We start from the raw sequence: 17,499 nt of genomic DNA, 5'->3' as shown, positions 1-17,499 counted from the left end.
CTCCTTTTTTGGCAAAATGGAGTTGCGTATCTCTTTAAATCTGTAATTATTTTCCTCAGATGATACTTATTAAGCCATCGTCGTTTTACTGAACTTATTGGCGGGACATCTGTCGTATTCAGTATTTCTACGCATGATTTTTATTGCCGTTTTCTGGCAGCTACTTATGTTTTTCTAATAGAAAATACTCTTTAGATAAAGTTTATTCTTCGCAACAAAACTAGCTATTTATCCTGAGAGATGCTTAATTAATCTCTAGCTGCAAGTCTAAAGTTAGAATCCAAAACTTTCTAGACTGAAACTGAGTCTCAAAAGATAAATTTGATTAATACTCCAGTTAAATTAGCCAATTACTTGAACTTTTATCACAAAACTACAAAATCTATTACTAATGATTTGCTCTCTAGCTAATAACAAGAAATCTTGCTAAAAATAAGAATAATGAGGAAGTTTTCTCAAAATACTTATTCTTGTCGTATGAGCAATACTAGCAATTTTCGCGAAGCGTTTCGTAATGCCCAGTCTCACGGCATAATCGGCCCTAATGTCATTGCCAATGCCCTACCTTACGTTGGTGCGGGTCTGATACTGACAGCCTTGGGAACTTACGGTGGTTTGGGTGTTATCCGTACTAACCCTGGAATATTCTTTCCCACTTTTATCGGTGCATTCATTCTAGAGTTAATTCTGTTCTTTGTAGCCCAAAATGTCGCCGAAAAAGGTAAAAAAAGTCTGGCTTTGCCACTTTTAGCTACCTATAGTCTCTTATCGGGATATACCTTGAGTGGTTTAGTGTTTGTGGCATTAAAAACCCCAGGCGTAGGGATTCCAGGTATTGGTTTCGCTGCCCTTGGTTGTGGTGTCACCTTTATCGTTGCCCGTCCCATTGGTTCAAATCTCTCAGAACAAGATGGCATAGCTTTAAATAAAACCATCTCTCTTGGCATTATCGCCTTGATTGTTGTCTGCTTAAGTCAATTTGTTTTCTCTCTGTTTGGTGTTTACACACCCACTTGGTTAGAAATTGGCATCTCTGGTATTGGCGTATTTCTCTTTGCTGGGGCATCAGTGGTAGATTTCTACATCTTGCCCCGTACATACCGCAATGACCAATATCTACCTGCGGCTTTGTCGATGTATTTAACTTACATCAATTTGTTTATCTTCATTTTACGCTTGCTAATTGCCCTCAACCGTCGCTAGACAAATATTTTCAGTACAACAACTTAAACACTGATTAACCGTAGTAACAGCATGAGTAACTACGGTTTTTTTGTAGCTGTGAGACGTTGCAACTAGTTTTTGTAATACAATATGTATTAGTATCTAGTCACAACTCGGCAAAGCTATGCTAGAACTTGCAGATATTAAAAGCAAAGTAGAAAGGTTATCGAATATTTTAGGCAAAGCTGAAGACTGTCTTTGACTACAGGTATTTAAATTCTATCAACTACAGGCTATACCCACTGATTGCTCAAGCTAACTTGGAATACACTTCTACTAACATTCAAACAGTTCAAAAAATTCAGTGGGGAATATCTAAAAATCTGAAACAGAAGCAGCAGTGGTACTCTAAATTAGAAGACATCCAAGCCGCTCTAGAATTACTAGAATCATCCGTAGATCAACATCTGCTATTAGAGGCACAAACTAACCTAGTCCAACTCCAGCAAGAGCTTGAGCAAGAAACGATAGTAAATTTACTATCTGATCCTTGTGACCAACACGGAGCATATTTGACTATTACTGCTGGAGTGAGTGACCAAGAAACAGATGCTTGGGCTAACGCTTTACTTCAGATTTACTACCTTTGGGCAACAACTCATTTGTACAAAGTATCTCTATTTGATACTGCCAAAAGTGATATCACTAAAGTTAAATACATCTTACAAATTCAAGGACGCTATGTCTATGGATACTTGAAGTCAGAGCAAGGAATTCATACAAGAATAGTGCGGATATCTCCTAAAAATGGCCAAGGTAAACGACTTACTTGCTCAAACACTATATAAGTAAGTCCAATTTTGCCTAAAGAGACTGAATTTGAAATCCCAGAACATCATTTAGAAATTATTCTGCCTTGTAACTATGGCAATATTAACCGCCCAAAAACATGGGTGCAAATGGTTCATACTCCAACTGGTGTTGTAGTCTTTTGTGACCATGAACGCAGTCAAGTAGAAAACAAAAAGCAAGCCCTAGCTATACTTAAGAGTAAACTAGTGGCGATCGCACTAGCTCAAGGTGTCAAATCAATTGCGGATATTCAACCTGGGCAAATCAAATCTCTATCCAGCCAGATCATTCGTGAATATGTCTTACATCCCTACACCAAGGTGAAAGATTTACGCACTAAAGTCGAAACAACAAATGTTCAAGACGTATTGAACGGCGATATTGATTTTTTGATCAAAGCCTATCTGCAACAGCAAAGTTACATGACTGCTGAAAAATCATCGTGAATGGTGCAAGAATTTCACCAATTACAGCTAAAATCAGAAAGTCAAATACAATAAATAGCAATCCCGCAAAATTTATTCGCAGCGATTTATTTCAAGCTAGCAAAATGGACGTATTAGAACTCAAACGCGAAATCGAAATGTTGTCTAGTCGCCTGGGTAAGACCCAGGACTATCTTTGACGTACCTGCACTGACAGCAAAAATTCAAGACTTAGAACAAATAGCGGCACAGCCAGAATTTTGGGATGATCAAAACACTGCCCAAAAAACACTGCAAGAACTCAACGAGCTGAAAGCCCACTTAGAACAGTATCATCAGTGGCACGCCAGTTTAGAAGATACGAAAGCTGTGGTTGAGCTTTTGGAATTGGAAACTGACGCAGCACTTTTACAAGAAGCTGACTCTACCATTACCAAGCTAAATCGTGAACTTGACCAATGGGAATTACAGCAGTTGTTGTCTGGCCCTTATGATGCCGAAGGGGCAGTGTTAACTATAAATGCTGGGGCTGGTGGTACTGATGCTCAAGACTGGGCATTTATGCTGCTGAGAATGTATACCCGTTGGGCGGAAGCACATGGTTATAAAGTAACTTTGGCGGAAGAGTCAGAAGGTGACGAAGCAGGGATTAAATCAGCCACCTTAGAAATCACCGGTCGTTACGCCTACGGTTATTTGCGTTCGGAAACAGGTACACATCGCCTGGTGCGAATTTCACCTTTTAACGCCAATGGGAAACGCCAAACCAGTTTTGCTGGGGTGGAAGTAATGCCACAAATAGATGATTCTGTACAGTTGGATATTCCCGAAAAGGATTTAGAAATCACTACATCCCGTTCTGGTGGTAAAGGTGGGCAGAATGTCAACAAGGTAGAAACAGCAGTGAGGGTAGTTCACTTACCTACAGGGTTGGCTGTACGTTGTACAGAAGAACGTTCTCAGTTGCAAAACAAAGAGAAAGCATTAGCACGCCTGAAAGCCAAGCTGCTAGTGATTGCCCAAGAACAACGCGCCCAAGAAATTGCCGATATTCGGGGCGATATGGTGGAAGCCTCTTGGGGAAACCAAATCCGTAACTATGTCTTTCATCCTTACCAGATGGTAAAGGATTTGCGTACCAATGCAGAAACAACTGCGATCGCTGACACAATGAACGGCGACCTTGATATGTTCATCCAAGCCTATCTGCGTCAGGAAAACCAACTGGTGGAGTCGGTTTAATTGGGGATTGGGGACTGGGGACTGGGATAAAGGAGGCAGGGGGCAGGGTGCAGGGTGCAGGGGGGAAATTCTTCTCCCCCCTGCACCCTGCTCCCGTTCGGCTGACGCTCACGGCGGAAGCCTGCTCCAATTCCTCTTCTATGCCCCATTCCTCATACCCTAAGTAGAAGACACTTGATCAATTTGGCAATATAAATTCTAGGAAACTGTTACATTTATATATAAAAGAACTTGTTATTTAATTATGAGTAACTCACCTTCAACAGAACCTCAACCCAGCTACGTCAAGTTGGCTATGCGAAATATGGTGCGAAAGGGTGGTACTTCATTGAAGCATTTCCTCCTAACTACAGTGGGATTGTTAGCCGTTTTTGTAGGCTTGGCTTACCTAACTCGCTAAATACCTAGCTGAAGAGTGCTGAGTGCTGAGTGCTGAGTGCTGAGTGAGTGCTAAGACAGAAATAAATACTCCCTTGTCTCCCTTGTCTCCTTTCCCAGTCCCCAGTCCCCAGTCCCCAATCCCCATTCAACTTGGAGCGACTTTTCTGCTAACCTCTGCGTTAAAATTTTTCTCTGCGATTTGCCACGATACTCGACTCTGTTAAACTTAAAATTCCTCATAGTGGTGTAAGGAGATTTGGCAATTGGTGGAAGTTGAACTAGATGTACAGGATATTTTTTGTGAGTCTTCCTCTGAAGCGGCTCTGAAATCTTGTTACCTAGAAAACCAAATTACACCTGACACTTGGGAAAAGTGGTTTCATTGCTGGTTAGAAATTCTGCAACCTCATCTTCCAGCAGCATCTAGTTATGAAATTAGCCTGCGACTAACTGATGATACAGAAGTTAAAGAACTAAACAGCCAGTATCGTCACCAAAATAAAGCTACAGATGTCCTCTCTTTTGCAGCCTTAGAGGTGGATTTTCCATATGTGGCGGAAATGTCTCTTGCACCTTTGTATTTAGGAGATATAGTTGTTTCAGTAAATACGGCACAGTTTCAAGCCCAACAACAGGAACATAGTTTATCTACTGAGTTGGCTTGGTTGGTGGCTCATGGTTTACTACACTTATTGGGCTGGGATCACCCTGATGAGGAGAGTTTAATGCGAATGCTCAAACAACAGGTAACTTTACTAGAGTCTGTTGGTATTGGCATAAACATAGAATATTAAATACTTATGTGTTTATGGATTTGAAATTTAGAGCATCCTTTTATAATACTTCTGTGAAAAGCTGCATTAAAGTTTATAGCAATAGTAAAATCATCGCAGGTTCTCAGTAAATATACCGCACTGTACTAAATTTTAGCCTATGTCTCAGCAAATCTCACCGCCACCAACACAAAATCAATTATTTACCGTAGTCAAAAAAGAACGGGAATTTTCTTGGCAAGTGGCTTCTAGTTTACTAGTGAGTTTTAAGTATGCCTGGGCTGGAATTATTTACAGTTTTCAGACTCAACGGAATTTCCGTATTCATATAGCGGCTTGTACTTTGGCGATCGCCTTAAGTGTATTTTTACATTTATCCGCCGTGGAAATTGCCATTATCGGCATTACTAGTGGTTTGGTTTTGGCACTAGAGTTGTTAAACACGGCGATTGAGTCTTTAGTAGATTTAACTGTAAAGCAGACCTACCATGAATTAGCGAAAATTGCCAAGGATTGCGCGGCTGGTGCGGTGTTAGTGTCGGCTTTAGTGGCTGTATTTGTCGCAGGTGTATTGTTGCTACCGCCATTGTTCACTTTGGTGATTTCGGCTTTTTAGAGTGCTGAGTGCTGAGTGCTGTTAGCAGAAGCGGGGCGTTTAGCCCGTGCTGTTGGCGGTAGCGCGGCGTTTAGCTGGTGCTGAGTAGTGAGTGATGAGTAATAAGTAATAAGTAATAAGTAATGAGTAGTGAGTGGTGACGCTTACAGCAATTTTTTGCTGATGATGGGTTTACAATGGCGCAAATCTGGTGACAATTAACATGGTGAGAGTAGAACCCAGGAGCTATTACACACTGTGATTATAGTCATCGATAATTACGACAGTTTCACTTACAATTTAGTACAGTATCTCGGAGAACTGGCGGCTGAATTTCCCGTGGCATCGGATATTCAGGTTTTCCGTAACGATAAGATATCTTTAGACGAAATTCAGCAGTTCCAACCCGATGCGATCGTGATTTCTCCTGGGCCTGGTCGTCCAGAAGATGCGGGAATATCCTTAGATTTAATTAAAGAGTTAGGCTCTAATTTACCGATCCTGGGTGTTTGCTTAGGACATCAAAGTATTGGTCAAGTCTTTGGTGGTAATATTATCTCTGCTCCAGAATTAATGCACGGTAAAACTTCTCAGGTAACTCATACTGGAGTAGGTGTTTTCCAGGGGTTAGAAAATCCTATGACTGCCACAAGATATCATAGTCTGGTGATTGAACGGGAAACTTGTCCAGAAGTTTTAGAAATCACCGCTTGGGTAGAAGATGGCACAATCATGGGAGTGAGACACCGGAACTATCCTCACATTCAAGGTGTCCAATTTCATCCAGAGAGTGTTCTGACATCTTCAGGAAAACAATTACTCAGAAATTTTCTGCAACAGTTACAAGAGAATCATCAATGAAACGACGACAGTTTATTGGCTATGCTGGGGCAGGATTATCCACAGCGATATTTTCTACCTTAGTTTCCCATGTTGAAGCTAACGCCCAATCTAGTGGGGTTTCTGTACAGTGGTTAGGTCACACCTGCTTTTTATTCACAGGTGGGGGTAAGAGAATCCTCGTTAATCCCTTCCGCACTGTTGGTTGTACTGCTAAGTACCGTCTTCCAAGGGTGACAGCAGATTTGGTGTTAATCAGCAGTCAGTTGCTAGATGAGGGTGCAGTTGATGGTTTACCTGGGAATCCCAAGTTAGTGTTTACACCAGGCGCGTATGAATTCCAGGGGATGAAGTTACAAGGAATTGCAACTGACCACGATCGCAAAGGTGGTAAGCAATTTGGTATTAATACAGCTTGGAAGTGGACGCAAGGCGGAGTTAACATTTTACATCTAGGGGGAGCAGCTGCACCGATTTCCATCGAACAAAAAATCCTCATGGGACGACCAGATGTATTGTTAATTCCCGTGGGTGGTAGCGATAAGGCTTATACTGCTGAAGAAGCAAAACAGGCGATCGCAGTTTTAAATCCCAAATTGGTCATTCCTACCCACTACCGCACACAAGCTGCTGATCCTCAAACCTGTAATATCACACCAGTAGACGACTTTTTAACCTTGATGCAAGGTACACCTGTGCGTCGTAGTAGTAGCGACACCATTAATATTAAATCTGGAGATTTGTCTGATAGTACAGCAATTCAGGTATTAACTTACAAATTTTGATTCCATATTCATGGAAATAGGGAATAGGGAATGGGGCATAGAAGAGGAATTGGAGCAGGCTTCCGCCGTGAGCGTCAGCCGAACGGGTGCAGGGTGCAGGGGGGAGAAGAATTTCCCCCCTGCACCCTGCCCCCCTGCCTCCTTTATCCCAGTCCCCAATACTTCGACAAGCTCAGTACAAGTCCCCAATCCCTAATCTGCACTCTTAGTAGCTTCTAAGATGCGGGAGAAGTAAAAGCGAGTCTTGGTGAATGCTTTTCTTTGAATAGTAAAGCCGTTGCTTTCTAGAATTTTGATGACATCAGTTTCACGGTGGAGATAGGCGCGGGTGGTTTTACTGGGGCCTGGAAAGAAACTACCAATTTTTTTGAGTAAAGCTAAGGCGCAGGTTTTTGGCGCAAAACTGAGAATAATTCTTGACTCAGACAAAGAACAGAGGTGAGAAATCATCTCATCGGCTTTATCTTGGGGATAGTGAATCAGGACATCTAAACAGATGACGGTATGATAACTACCTGTCAAAGATTCTAGATCCTGAACGGCAAAGGTGGGATTTTCAGCAGTTCCCAAGGCGGCTAACGCTCTTTGTTTGCCTTCTTCTACCATTTTCTCGGAAATATCGCTGGCGTAAACCTTCGCACCGGCCGTAGCTAAGGGAATGCTGAGACTGCCCACACCGCACCCAGCATCACAGATTGACAAGTCTGCTAAATTACCATCATCTTTGAGCCAGCCGATGACGGTATCCACGGTTTTTTGGTGGCCATTGCGGATATCTAGCTGGACTTTGTTAACTTCACCATCGCCATAAATCCGTCTCCATCTGTCAAACCCTGTGGAGTTGAAATACTCACGAACAATAGTTTTATCGTCGGCTGCGTTCATAAACTTCGATTTTTAAGGCTTCCCGATTCTTAAAATTATCATTGATAGCCAACATTCAGAACACTCTTCCAGATTTTTCTGGAATTATGTCTGGTGCAGCATTACGATGAGGCGGCAATAAGGCTACGATTACTAATCGGCTGTTTGGTAAATTGTGTGGGTCAATACAGTTTTGTGAGGTTATGGGAGGTAAATATCTGGTGTAGGTATGGTGAATTGTGTCGATACATCATGATTGAGACTGTATTTTCTCTAAATTCAGATGTGAGAAATTTTTAATGGCGATCGCCCCTGTAAACTCTCATTAATACTAAATTAATTCGCATATATATAGATTTTTCTATATTTGAATAAAATTATCATAAAGGTGCCATAATAGCCTACGACATAAACACCATATAGGAGTTGATATCCAGAAAATATAGTTTGTCCCATCAAATTGTTTATAGATAGCCAATTTATCAAGTATCGCCAAGAATACTTTCTTAGTTATATTTTAACCTTTAAATAATAATCACAATATATGGGTTCTAATTTACTAGTTGACACTCCTATTATTGCTTTTACGATTCTTTTAGCAGTAATTTTCACTGTTCCGCCGATATTTGAACGCTTAAAATTACCTGGATTAGTCGGACTTCTGTTAGCAGGGGTAATTTTAGGACAAAGTGGTTTAAAGCTTTTAAATCCCGATTCCGAAACTGTGAAATTACTCTCGGATATCGGTAAAGTTTACTTAATGTTTGTCGCTGGTTTAGAAGTTGATATTGAGCAGTTTCGCAGAACAAAAAATCGGTCGATGGGATTTGGCTTCTTGACTTTTATAGTGCCAATGATCGCCGGAATTTTAGTTGGCCGCATTTTTAATTTTAGCTGGAATACATCTGTTTTAATAGGTTCTTTACTGGCTTCTCACACTCTTTTGGCATATCCCATTGTTAGCCGTCTAGGAGTAGTAATGAATGAAGCTGTCACAGTAACAATTGGTGCCACAATTTTTACTGATACAGGTGCTTTACTAGTTCTGGCTATTTGTGTAGGTATTCACAGTGGTGATTTTACAACGTTAAGTCTCTTAACTTTATTAGGCGGGTTGACAATTTACTCGATTACGGTGCTGTTTGGTTTTGATTGGTTGGGTAAGGAATTCTTTCGGCGTTCTGGAGACGAGCAAAGTAACCAGTTTTTGTTTATTTTACTGGCATTATTTTTAGCTTCCGTAGGAGCGCAAATCATTGGCGTAGAGAAGATTGTAGGCGCATTTCTTGCAGGTTTAGCTGTTAATGATGTTTTGGGACGTAGCCCTGTTAAAGAGAAGGTCGAATTTATTGGTAGTGCCTTATTTATTCCCTGCTTTTTTGTGGATATGGGATTGTTGATTAACATCCCAGCCTTTATCAAAACCCTTTCTTCTTTTTGGTTAACTTTATTGATTGTTGTGGCTTTGATTGGGAGTAAATTTTTAGCTGCATTGTTCGCTAAATTAATTTACCGCTACAATAATGCAGAACTGATTACTATGTGGTCTTTATCATTACCACAGGTAGCAGCTACATTAGCAGCTACATTAGTAGCCTATCAAAGTATAAATGCGGCAGGGCAAAGGTTAGTTGACGAAGGTGTTTTAAATAGTGTTATTGTCTTGATGCTAGTCACATCAATTATCGGGCCGATTATTACTGCTAAATCTGCAACTTTATTACAATTGCCTCAAACAGAATTAGACACAGATAGTCTGGCTATGTGGTGGGGAAATGCTGAAGAACAACTATTAGAAGAAAATCATTATCCTTTTACAGTTTTAGTCCCAATATATAATCCTCAAACCCAACGATACCTTATAGAAATGGCGGCAATTTTAGCTCATCACGAAACTGGGCGGATTGTTCCATTAGCTATTGCTAAATCTCATGTGCATATGGATGATCCCCAATTGGGAATAGCACTAGAACAAAGTCAACAAAGACTGAGATTAGCTAAAGATATCGGTCAAGAATTTGGCGTGGAAGTACAATCTGCTATTCGCATTGATGATGATGTGGCTTTAGGAATCAGCCGCGCTAGTCGAGAACAAAATGCTAGTTTAGTGGTGATGGGTTGGTCTAGAACTACGGGTTTACGCGCCAGATTATTTGGTAGCGTCATTGATAGTGTTTTCTGGTCTTCTCATTGTCCGGTAGCGGTGGCACGCTTGTTAAATAGCCCCAATGCCATCCGCAAAATTTTAGTCCCTGTTGGTGACTTAAGGCCACAAACTGTAGGTGCTTTAAGGCTAGCGCAAATTATGGCTGACAGTAATCAAGGTGAGGTGGTATTACTGCACGTTTGTGGTTTGAGTACACCAGCACCGCTATTAGAAAAATTTGCGACTCAGTTATCTGAGATTATCGTTAATAGTCAAGTGCAGGCGCGAACAGAAATTAAGATAGTTCGAGATGATGATGTTGCTCAAGCAATCATCAAAGAAGCAGCAACTTTTGATTTGGCAATTTTACGCGCTGTTCGTTATCGAACCACAGGTGGATTTGCTGTCAGTGAAGTTACAACCCAAGTTATTAATGAGTTAAACTGCTCAATTGTTTTATTGGGTGCGCCTCATTCATAAACTACTGACTGGCTTTTTCCTTTAATTGTTCTGTTTGTAATTTGATGGAATATGTATTTCCCCGAAAGCTTAATTTACAGTCTGTTGATGGTGTATCTGTTGTGGTGTGGGAGTCATTGCCATCAGCGCACACTGAGTAAATACCCCCCCTGTAGTGTAGTTTATGAGTAATTGGTGATGTTTTGACTTCATCAGATTTATGATGGTTGTCAGCGTGATATATCGCACCACGATAAATTAATTTATCTTCTGGTTCGTTCAGCAATACAGGTGTTTGTGCTGCTTCTGTCTCTATAGAAACACGAGTATTAATGTAGTATTCGTAACTTGTACTGATAACTACAGGAATCAATAGTAAAAGTAGGAATTGCCAGGGAGCTAGGATTAAGATGGCAATTAAGCTGATAATCGCAAATATACCTACTAAATATGCAATTTCTCTGTGATTGTTTTTTAACAAAAAACAAGCAGACATTAAACCAGCACACAACAAAATCAAGAAGTAGAGTGCCATTTTTACTTAACTTTTTCTACTAAAGAAGTTGATTGATAACCCTGATGTCACACCAATTCACAATACGCCTATGATAAGGCTTGCGCCTGCAAAATTGAAAATTCAAAAAGTGATACTCAGCAAAACTTTTAGCGTTTGCATCTTGATCAAACTTTTTGTGAATTGGTATCAATTGCTGGGAAAGTATCGTTTATTCTAACGCTAATTAAGATGTAAAGTTAAAAGCTATTGCTAAAGAAATGTAAAAATTAATGCAATATTCGCATAACCTGAAGTTCTTTAGTGGTCTGATTTTGATGCCAGCGTAAGCAGTTAGCGGCTTGCTTAGGGGAAATTCCAGGTAAACCGATCGCCTTTCGAGGTGCATCGGTAGCGAGGGCGATCGCAGTTTCTATGTCACAAATTCCCCATTTGACTAAATTCTGCACTCCCACTAATAAAGGGAGAGTCGTCCCCGATAATGTGCCGTCGGGTAGTCTGGCAGTGCCGTTTTTTACCTCTATCTCCCGACTATCCCAGGGATAAACACCGTCGGGTAATCCCAGAGGTGACAGCGCATCACTAACTAAAAATAAGCCTGGGCAAGCACGGAGGAGAATTTTTAACATTGTGGGTGTAATGTGTTCCCCATCAGCAATAAAGCCACACATGACACCAGGGTGAGTCATCGCTGCACCTAATAATCCTGGTTCGCGGTGGTGGAGGGGTGGCATAGCATTGAAAGCATGAGTTACCATCGTTGCGCCTAGTTCAAAAGCTTGTTTTGCCTGCGCTTCCGTGGCTTGGGAATGTCCTAGACTGACGGTGATACCCAAAGAACGCAAATAGGGGATGACTTCCCCTGTGGTATCTAACTCTGGTGCTAAGGTGATCACTTTTACAATATGAGCATAATCACCTAATACCCGCTTGACTTCATCGATAGTGAGGGGCAATAAATACTCGGCTGGGTGTGCGCCGCGCTTGTGATAGTTTAAAAATGGCCCTTCTAAGTGGACACCGAGAACTTGCGCTGTAGTTTGGGGAGTAGAAAGTAAATCTGCAATCACAGCCAGCGATCGCTGTATATTCTCTACAGAAGTAGTTACAAGAGTTGGTAAATAAGCATCAATTCCCTCATTCCAGAGATATTGGGAAATTTTCGCCATCAAATGAGAATTTTCCGGTGCTAAATCGGGAAACGCCAAACCTAAAGCCCCATTAATTTGTAAATCAACCCCTCCTAAAGAAATCCAATCTCCAGCTACGTCTAATATTTGCAAATCCTGTGGCGTAATTCGCTTAAATACTGTTCCCATCGGCAGAATTTGCTCAATTATGCCCTGAGAATTCACTAAAAGCATTTGCAAACCCTGATAACCGGGAATTCTAGCGTTGATAATGTCTATAGGTTGGGAATGGGGCATAGGGCATAGGGCATAGGGAATGGGGCAGGGGGCAGGGGGAAAAACTGTTGACTGTTGACTGTTGACTATTGATTAAATATGAGATGATATTTGCACTTCACCTTCTGGTGTGGCTAAATTTTGAAGTTTTAATTTTTAATTATTATGTCTGTTGTTGTTGGCATTATTATGGGCAGTGATTCAGATTTGCCTACGATGAAAGATGCGATCGCTGTTTGTGATCAATTCGGTGTTGAAAGTGAAGTCGCGATCGTCTCTGCCCATCGTACCCCAGAAAGGATGGTACAGTACGCTAAATCTGCCCATCAACGCGGAATTAAAGTCATTATTGCGGGGGCTGGTGGTGCGGCTCATCTTCCTGGTATGGTAGCTGCTTTAACACCTTTGCCTGTAATTGGTGTTCCTGTTGCTACTCGTAATTTACAAGGTGTGGACTCTTTGTATTCTATCGTCCAAATGCCAGCCGGGATTCCCGTGGCGACGGTTGCTATAGGTAATGCGAAAAATGCTGGACTTTTGGCGGTGCAAATTCTGGCAACTCATCAACCGGATTTATTAGAAAAGGTGCAGAATTATCGCCAAAGTCTATGTGATATGGTGATGGATAAGCAAGCTAAACTAGAACAGCTAGGATATCAGCAATATCTGCAACAAGAACTTTGATTTATTTTAGTTAGAAACTTCTTCGTGGACACACACATAATTCTTAGAGGCGCAATGATGTGCGCTTCAATCAATTTGTGTTTTTACCCACTTCCTAAATAACCTAAGTGTGGGACTTCTCCCTAAAGTTCGGCTTTGTTCATCAAATTGGGAAATTGCTTCTATAATCGGCAAGTTGGGAAAATTAGGGCTGATTTCTGATTCAACATATTTTCCATCTTGCAGAATATTTATTTGCAGTTTACCTTTTTCATATCGCCACAATTCAGGGACTTTTAAGGCTTCGTAAGCTTCCAGTTGAGTTTTAGAAGTAACATCAACTTCAATGACTAAATCTGGTGGTGGGTCAACTGTTAAGTCTATACGTTCTTTACCAATCATTTGAGCATGATTTTGAATATAGAAAGAATCGTCAGGTTCTACACCACAACTCATATCTTCTCTTTTAAATGTGGTTGAACCAAAAGATTCACAATCAATTTCTAATTCTTCTAAGAGAATTTTTACCATATCACCGATGATAACTTTGGCTACTTCGTGCTTTGGTAATGGCATTCTTATCTCCAAAGTTCCCTGAATGTAAGCCAACCGAGTTGCACGGTGTTCGCCTAGTTCTGCGAGAATTGCTTCAAATTCTTGCCAGCTAACATTTTGTAGTATTACTCTATGTCCCGGCGGTACACTTAATTGTCTTAATTGAAGTGTTACCATCACTAAATATAATGAGACTATAACAGCTAATTTTAAAATATTATAACAGTGACTTTAAAAACTTTTAATTAATATTGAATCTTGATCTAATGAAATCTTGAAATTTTTGGTATCCTGTTTCACCCCATTTTTGTTTAAATGCCTTGAGTTCTCTTATTTGATGTGCAGAAGAAAATGGAGTGACAATTACTGCCACTCCATGATTCAAAATAGAGGAGACATTGAGTAAATTGAAACTATTTGCTGTGACCGTTGGAACCGTTACCAGCAATAACACGTTCAGCAAGTTTTTCTGGGACTTCTTGAAGATGATCATATTCCCAGTGGAAATAACCAACGCCCAAAGTGAGCGATCGCAGCTCTACAATAAAGTCTTGCATCTCGGCTTGGGGTAAGTAAGCAGAGATATTATCCCAACCTTGCCAATCGTTTCTACCTTCATAGCCTAAAATTTGACCTCTGCGTCCACTCAACAGTTGCAGGACTTTAGAGGTAAATTCGCTGGGTGTGGTGACTTGTATCCGCAAAATTGGTTCTAAAAGCGTAGGTTGCGCTTGAGGTATACCTGTTTGCATTGCTAACCGCGCCGCTTGCTTAAAGGCTTGTTCGGAACTATCAACGTTATGATATGAACCATTAGTCAGCGTTACCGCCACATCGACTACAGGGAAACCCAAAGGCCCATGAGACAGAAATTCTCTCACTCCCATTTCTACGCCGGGAATGTATTGTCTAGGAACTACACCACCAACGATAGTTTCTTTAAAGTTAAAGCCTTCACCCCGTGGTAAGGGTTTAATATCTAGAAAAACATCGCCAAATTGACCATGACCACCACTTTGGTGTTTGTAGCGTCCATGTACTGAATTTACGGTTTTGCGGATGGTTTCTTTATAGGGTACTTGGGGTAAGTGGGTAGACATCGGTAGGTTATATTTGCGCCGCAGTCTATCTAAAGCGACTTGCAAATGTATTTCACCTTGTCCCCACAGAATCACCTCATGGGTGTCCCCGTGTTGTTCCCAAGCTAAAGAGGGGTCTTCTTCTAGTAACTTAGTAATGGCTGCACTGAGTTTCACTTCATCGTTGCGCTTTTCTGGGGTGATGGCTAGTGCATACACTGGTTCTAACTGTTCAACTTTGGGTAATGCAATGGGTTTTTCTGTAGACAGGATATCCCCAGTTTTAACGCCTTCTAATCTGCTCAAAGCGACAATTTCACCCACGCCAGCTTCATTGACTGAATGTTGTTGTTGTCCCATGAGGCGATAGATTCCACCAGCGCGCACACCATTGAGAACAATACCATCGGTTAATTTGCCTTGCCAAACCCGCACGAGAGAGAGTTTACCACCTTGGGGAGTGTAATAGGTTTTGAGGACTTGGGCTAGGGGTGTATTGCTGGCTTTACTATCTTTGAGGCGACGTTGGGCGGTTGATTCTGGTTCTGGTGCTTCCCGTAGCAGTGCTTCTAATAAAGGTCTAACCCCATAATCTTGTTCGGCTACGCCAAAGAATACAGGAACTACTAAATCAGCTCCTAATTCCATTTTTAAATCTGAGAGAATTTCTTCTTGGGGAGGCTCGATGTCTTCTAAAAGTTCTTCAAGTAAATGATCATCAAAATTGGCTAAAGCTTCTAACATTTCGGCTCTAGCTGTATGTTCTTCTGCTTTTAAATGTTCAGGAAAAGGAATAGGATCAGCTGGCGCACCTGGGTGATATTGATAGGCTTGTTCGCTCACCATATCAATAAAACCTGTGAGTTGTTCCCCTTGCATGATGGGGTATTGATGCGCTACTAATGGACGACTAGAAACAGCTTTGAGAGCGTGTAATGTTTCTAAAACATGAATATTAGCTCGATCCATTTTATTCACAAAGACTAGATGGGGAATTTCCCAGTCATCTAGGAATTTAAATAGAGGAGCTAGGGTTAAAACTCGATCGCGGATAGGTTCGCAGACTACAATTGCTGCATCAACACCAATTAAAGCGTTATAAGTTTCTTGGGCAAACTCTACACTACCGGGACAGTCAATAAAAGTAAAACGCGTGTTGTTATACTCTGTGCTAGCTGCACTCACTTCGACACTCATCCGGCGATCGCGTGCTTCTCCCGCACTATCACCGATTGTGTTACCATCCTTAACGCTACCTTTGCGAGAAATCGCACCGGTCACAAATAACAAACTTTCTAATAATGTGGTTTTTCCACTTAAATAAGGGCCGACAATAGCAACGTTCCGTGAACCTGATATGACTTTTTCGCTCATAAAACCTCCCTTGCAGTAACTCTCTCTTACCGCATAGCCCTGTTGTTTTCAGGGATGAATAATTGTTCTCTTGCTGGAGAATTATCCCCCCTTTAACTTGTCATTATCTCTTGTTTAACTAAAGGCAAAAAAAATTGTAGCCTGTCGTAAGATTTACCTTAAGAAAGGTTAAGGAAAACTAACTTTAATACCAAAGCTAAAAGTTTTGTTAAAACCTAATTGTTTAAAAAACTTTTTATGAATAACAGTGACGGAAATTAGCTAGAGTCAATACATCAATGAAATTATCTATCTATAACTATCCGCTAATTGCAATACTGGGGTTAACATTATCCTGGGGAATGATTGCGCCGATCTCAGCAAAATCCCCTACTACCCAAGCTTTCAACTTAGATACTCACAATTTCAGCTTACAAGAAAACGCCCACACCCCTAAACTCTTAGCACAAACTAGCTTACCCACAGCCACAGCCTTATTAAATCAAGGCTTACAAGCAATTCAGGCGGGAAGGGTGCAAGATGCGATCGCAGCTTTTCAAAGCGCATCACAATTAGATCCCAATTTAGCCGCAGCCCATTACAATTTAGGTTTAGCATTGCGACAAACTGGACAATTACAGCCAGCAGCTAACGCCTTTTATCGAGCAACTCAAGCTGATCCTAACTTTTCTCTTGCCTTTGCGAATTTAGGAGGAGCATTGTTAGAAGGAAATAATTTACCACAAGCAACTGAATATTTACAACGCGCTTTAGAACTAGATCCACAACTAGGATTTGCCCACTATAACTTAGGATTAGTCAAACAACAGCAGCAAGATTGGGAAGGTGCGATCGCATCTTTTCAAAAAGCCGTGACTTATAGTAAAAATGCGCCAGAACCTCACTATCATGTTGGTTTATGTTATCTGCAACAAGGTAAAATTAGTCAAGCTCAAGCTGCCTTTGAACAAGCCATTAAAATTAACCCCCAATATCCCGACGCGCATTATAATCTCGGCGTAATTTGGTTTAATCAAGGTAAATTACAAGAAGCTTTAAACTCTTTTAGAAAATCAGCAGAAGCTAACCCTAATTATCCCAATGCTTATTATGGTGCAGGTTTAGCATTTATGCAGTTAAATCAATATGGGGAAGCGGTGAAAGTGCTTACCCATGCCAAAAATTTATATAGTTCACAGGGTAATTTACAGTGGTCAAAAAATGCTGAATTATTGTTGCAACAAGCACAAAAGTCTCAACAATAAATAGTCAAGAGTGAACAGTTTTATATACTAATTTATGATGTTTATTCGTTAAGAAATTACAAAGTAATAGTTCATAAATAATAACTCTAAAATTATTATTTGTGCTGATGCAAGAATAATTGACATTCGGTAACAATG

General features: G+C 40.8%; 18 protein-coding genes. 12 read left to right on the top strand and 6 right to left on the bottom strand.

The genetic code is table 11. The annotated features are described in order from the left end of the window. The first annotated feature begins 477 nt into the window (after window positions 1-477). The 5 genes from CV014_RS04060 to CV014_RS04040 all read left to right on the top strand — a co-directional run bounded on the left by CV014_RS04060 (window position 478) and on the right by CV014_RS04040 (window position 4,083). Window positions 478-1,203 (top strand): Bax inhibitor-1/YccA family protein, encoded by a 726-nt coding sequence (locus tag CV014_RS04060; protein WP_236140866.1) that lies wholly within the window; start codon window positions 478-480, stop codon window positions 1,201-1,203. Between the two features lie 281 nt (window positions 1,204-1,484). Continuing rightward, window positions 1,485-2,012 (top strand): PCRF domain-containing protein, encoded by a 528-nt coding sequence (locus tag CV014_RS04055; RefSeq protein WP_236140838.1) that lies wholly within the window; start codon window positions 1,485-1,487, stop codon window positions 2,010-2,012. A 12-nt stretch (window positions 2,013-2,024) separates the two neighbouring features. Beyond that, a complete protein-coding gene (locus tag CV014_RS04050; protein WP_236140837.1) occupies window positions 2,025-2,462 on the top strand; it encodes a peptide chain release factor-like protein in 438 nt (145 codons plus the stop codon). Window positions 2,463-2,566: 104 nt separating this feature from the next. Then, window positions 2,567-3,683 (top strand): peptide chain release factor 2 gene (gene prfB / locus CV014_RS04045; protein ID WP_236140865.1). Its coding sequence is split into 2 segments (ribosomal slippage): window positions 2,567-2,638 and window positions 2,640-3,683, totalling 1,116 coding nucleotides; the frame shifts between segments, so codons are not numbered across the junction. A 244-nt stretch (window positions 3,684-3,927) separates the two neighbouring features. Further along, the gene (locus CV014_RS04040) at window positions 3,928-4,083 is read left to right on the top strand and encodes a DUF3285 domain-containing protein (RefSeq protein ID WP_236140836.1); all 156 of its coding nucleotides are present in this window, start codon (window positions 3,928-3,930) and stop codon (window positions 4,081-4,083) included. Here the strand turns inward: CV014_RS04040 and CV014_RS04035 are convergent. Beyond that, window positions 4,072-4,209: a hypothetical protein gene (locus CV014_RS04035; protein WP_236140835.1), complete on the bottom strand. Its 138-nt coding sequence runs from the start codon at window positions 4,207-4,209 to the stop codon at window positions 4,072-4,074. The genes CV014_RS04040 and CV014_RS04035 overlap by 12 nt on opposite strands. A gap of 121 nt (window positions 4,210-4,330) precedes the next feature. Between CV014_RS04035 and ybeY the strand changes: the two genes are divergently transcribed. The 4 genes from ybeY (at window position 4,331) to CV014_RS04015 (ending at window position 7,057) form a co-directional block, all read left to right on the top strand. After that, complete coding sequence (gene ybeY, locus CV014_RS04030; protein WP_236140864.1) at window positions 4,331-4,858, top strand: rRNA maturation RNase YbeY; 528 nt, start codon at window positions 4,331-4,333, stop codon at window positions 4,856-4,858. A gap of 139 nt (window positions 4,859-4,997) precedes the next feature. Continuing rightward, window positions 4,998-5,453 (top strand): diacylglycerol kinase family protein, encoded by a 456-nt coding sequence (locus tag CV014_RS04025; protein ID WP_236140834.1) that lies wholly within the window; start codon window positions 4,998-5,000, stop codon window positions 5,451-5,453. A gap of 237 nt (window positions 5,454-5,690) precedes the next feature. Continuing rightward, on the top strand, window positions 5,691-6,293 hold the full coding sequence (locus CV014_RS04020) for an anthranilate synthase component II (protein WP_236140833.1): 603 nt from the start codon (window positions 5,691-5,693) through the stop codon (window positions 6,291-6,293). Beyond that, window positions 6,290-7,057, top strand: coding sequence for an MBL fold metallo-hydrolase (locus tag CV014_RS04015; protein ID WP_236140832.1), 768 nt, complete (start codon window positions 6,290-6,292; stop codon window positions 7,055-7,057). The genes CV014_RS04020 and CV014_RS04015 overlap by 4 nt, the downstream gene beginning before the upstream one ends. 192 nt (window positions 7,058-7,249) lie before the next feature. On the opposite strand, the gene bchM is transcribed toward CV014_RS04015, so the two are convergent. Then, a complete protein-coding gene (bchM, locus tag CV014_RS04010) occupies window positions 7,250-7,942 on the bottom strand; it encodes a magnesium protoporphyrin IX methyltransferase (protein ID WP_236140831.1) in 693 nt (230 codons plus the stop codon). A 523-nt stretch (window positions 7,943-8,465) separates the two neighbouring features. Between bchM and CV014_RS04005 the strand changes: the two genes are divergently transcribed. After that, window positions 8,466-10,547: a cation:proton antiporter gene (locus CV014_RS04005; protein ID WP_236140830.1), complete on the top strand. Its 2,082-nt coding sequence runs from the start codon at window positions 8,466-8,468 to the stop codon at window positions 10,545-10,547. A gap of 1 nt (window position 10,548) precedes the next feature. Here CV014_RS04005 and CV014_RS04000 read toward each other — a convergent pair whose 3' ends face one another. Further along, window positions 10,549-11,061 (bottom strand): hypothetical protein, encoded by a 513-nt coding sequence (locus CV014_RS04000; RefSeq protein WP_236140829.1) that lies wholly within the window; start codon window positions 11,059-11,061, stop codon window positions 10,549-10,551. 248 nt (window positions 11,062-11,309) lie between these two features. After that, entirely contained in the window at window positions 11,310-12,467 is a 1,158-nt protein-coding gene (nagA, locus tag CV014_RS03995) for an N-acetylglucosamine-6-phosphate deacetylase (protein ID WP_236140828.1), read from the bottom strand. 144 nt (window positions 12,468-12,611) lie between these two features. On the opposite strand from nagA, the gene purE reads away from it, so the two are divergent. Further along, window positions 12,612-13,130, top strand: coding sequence for a 5-(carboxyamino)imidazole ribonucleotide mutase (gene purE, locus CV014_RS03990; RefSeq protein WP_236140827.1), 519 nt, complete (start codon window positions 12,612-12,614; stop codon window positions 13,128-13,130). Between the two features lie 66 nt (window positions 13,131-13,196). On the opposite strand, the gene CV014_RS03985 is transcribed toward purE, so the two are convergent. Together CV014_RS03985 and CV014_RS03980 are read right to left on the bottom strand one after the other, a co-directional pair. After that, window positions 13,197-13,841: a Uma2 family endonuclease gene (locus CV014_RS03985; RefSeq protein WP_236140826.1), complete on the bottom strand. Its 645-nt coding sequence runs from the start codon at window positions 13,839-13,841 to the stop codon at window positions 13,197-13,199. 236 nt (window positions 13,842-14,077) lie between these two features. Next, window positions 14,078-16,117 (bottom strand): elongation factor G, encoded by a 2,040-nt coding sequence (locus CV014_RS03980; protein ID WP_236140825.1) that lies wholly within the window; start codon window positions 16,115-16,117, stop codon window positions 14,078-14,080. A 278-nt stretch (window positions 16,118-16,395) separates the two neighbouring features. Here CV014_RS03980 and CV014_RS03975 point away from each other — a divergent pair, with 278 nt between their 5' ends. After that, window positions 16,396-17,361: a tetratricopeptide repeat protein gene (locus CV014_RS03975; protein WP_236140824.1), complete on the top strand. Its 966-nt coding sequence runs from the start codon at window positions 16,396-16,398 to the stop codon at window positions 17,359-17,361. The last annotated feature ends 138 nt before the right edge of the window (window positions 17,362-17,499 follow it).

The sequence above is a fragment of the Nostoc sp. CMAA1605 genome (genome assembly GCF_021596505.1).
Classification (GTDB): Bacteria; Cyanobacteriota; Cyanobacteriia; order Cyanobacteriales; family Nostocaceae; genus Trichormus.
This window is presented reverse-complemented; position numbering and strand designations above follow the sequence as displayed.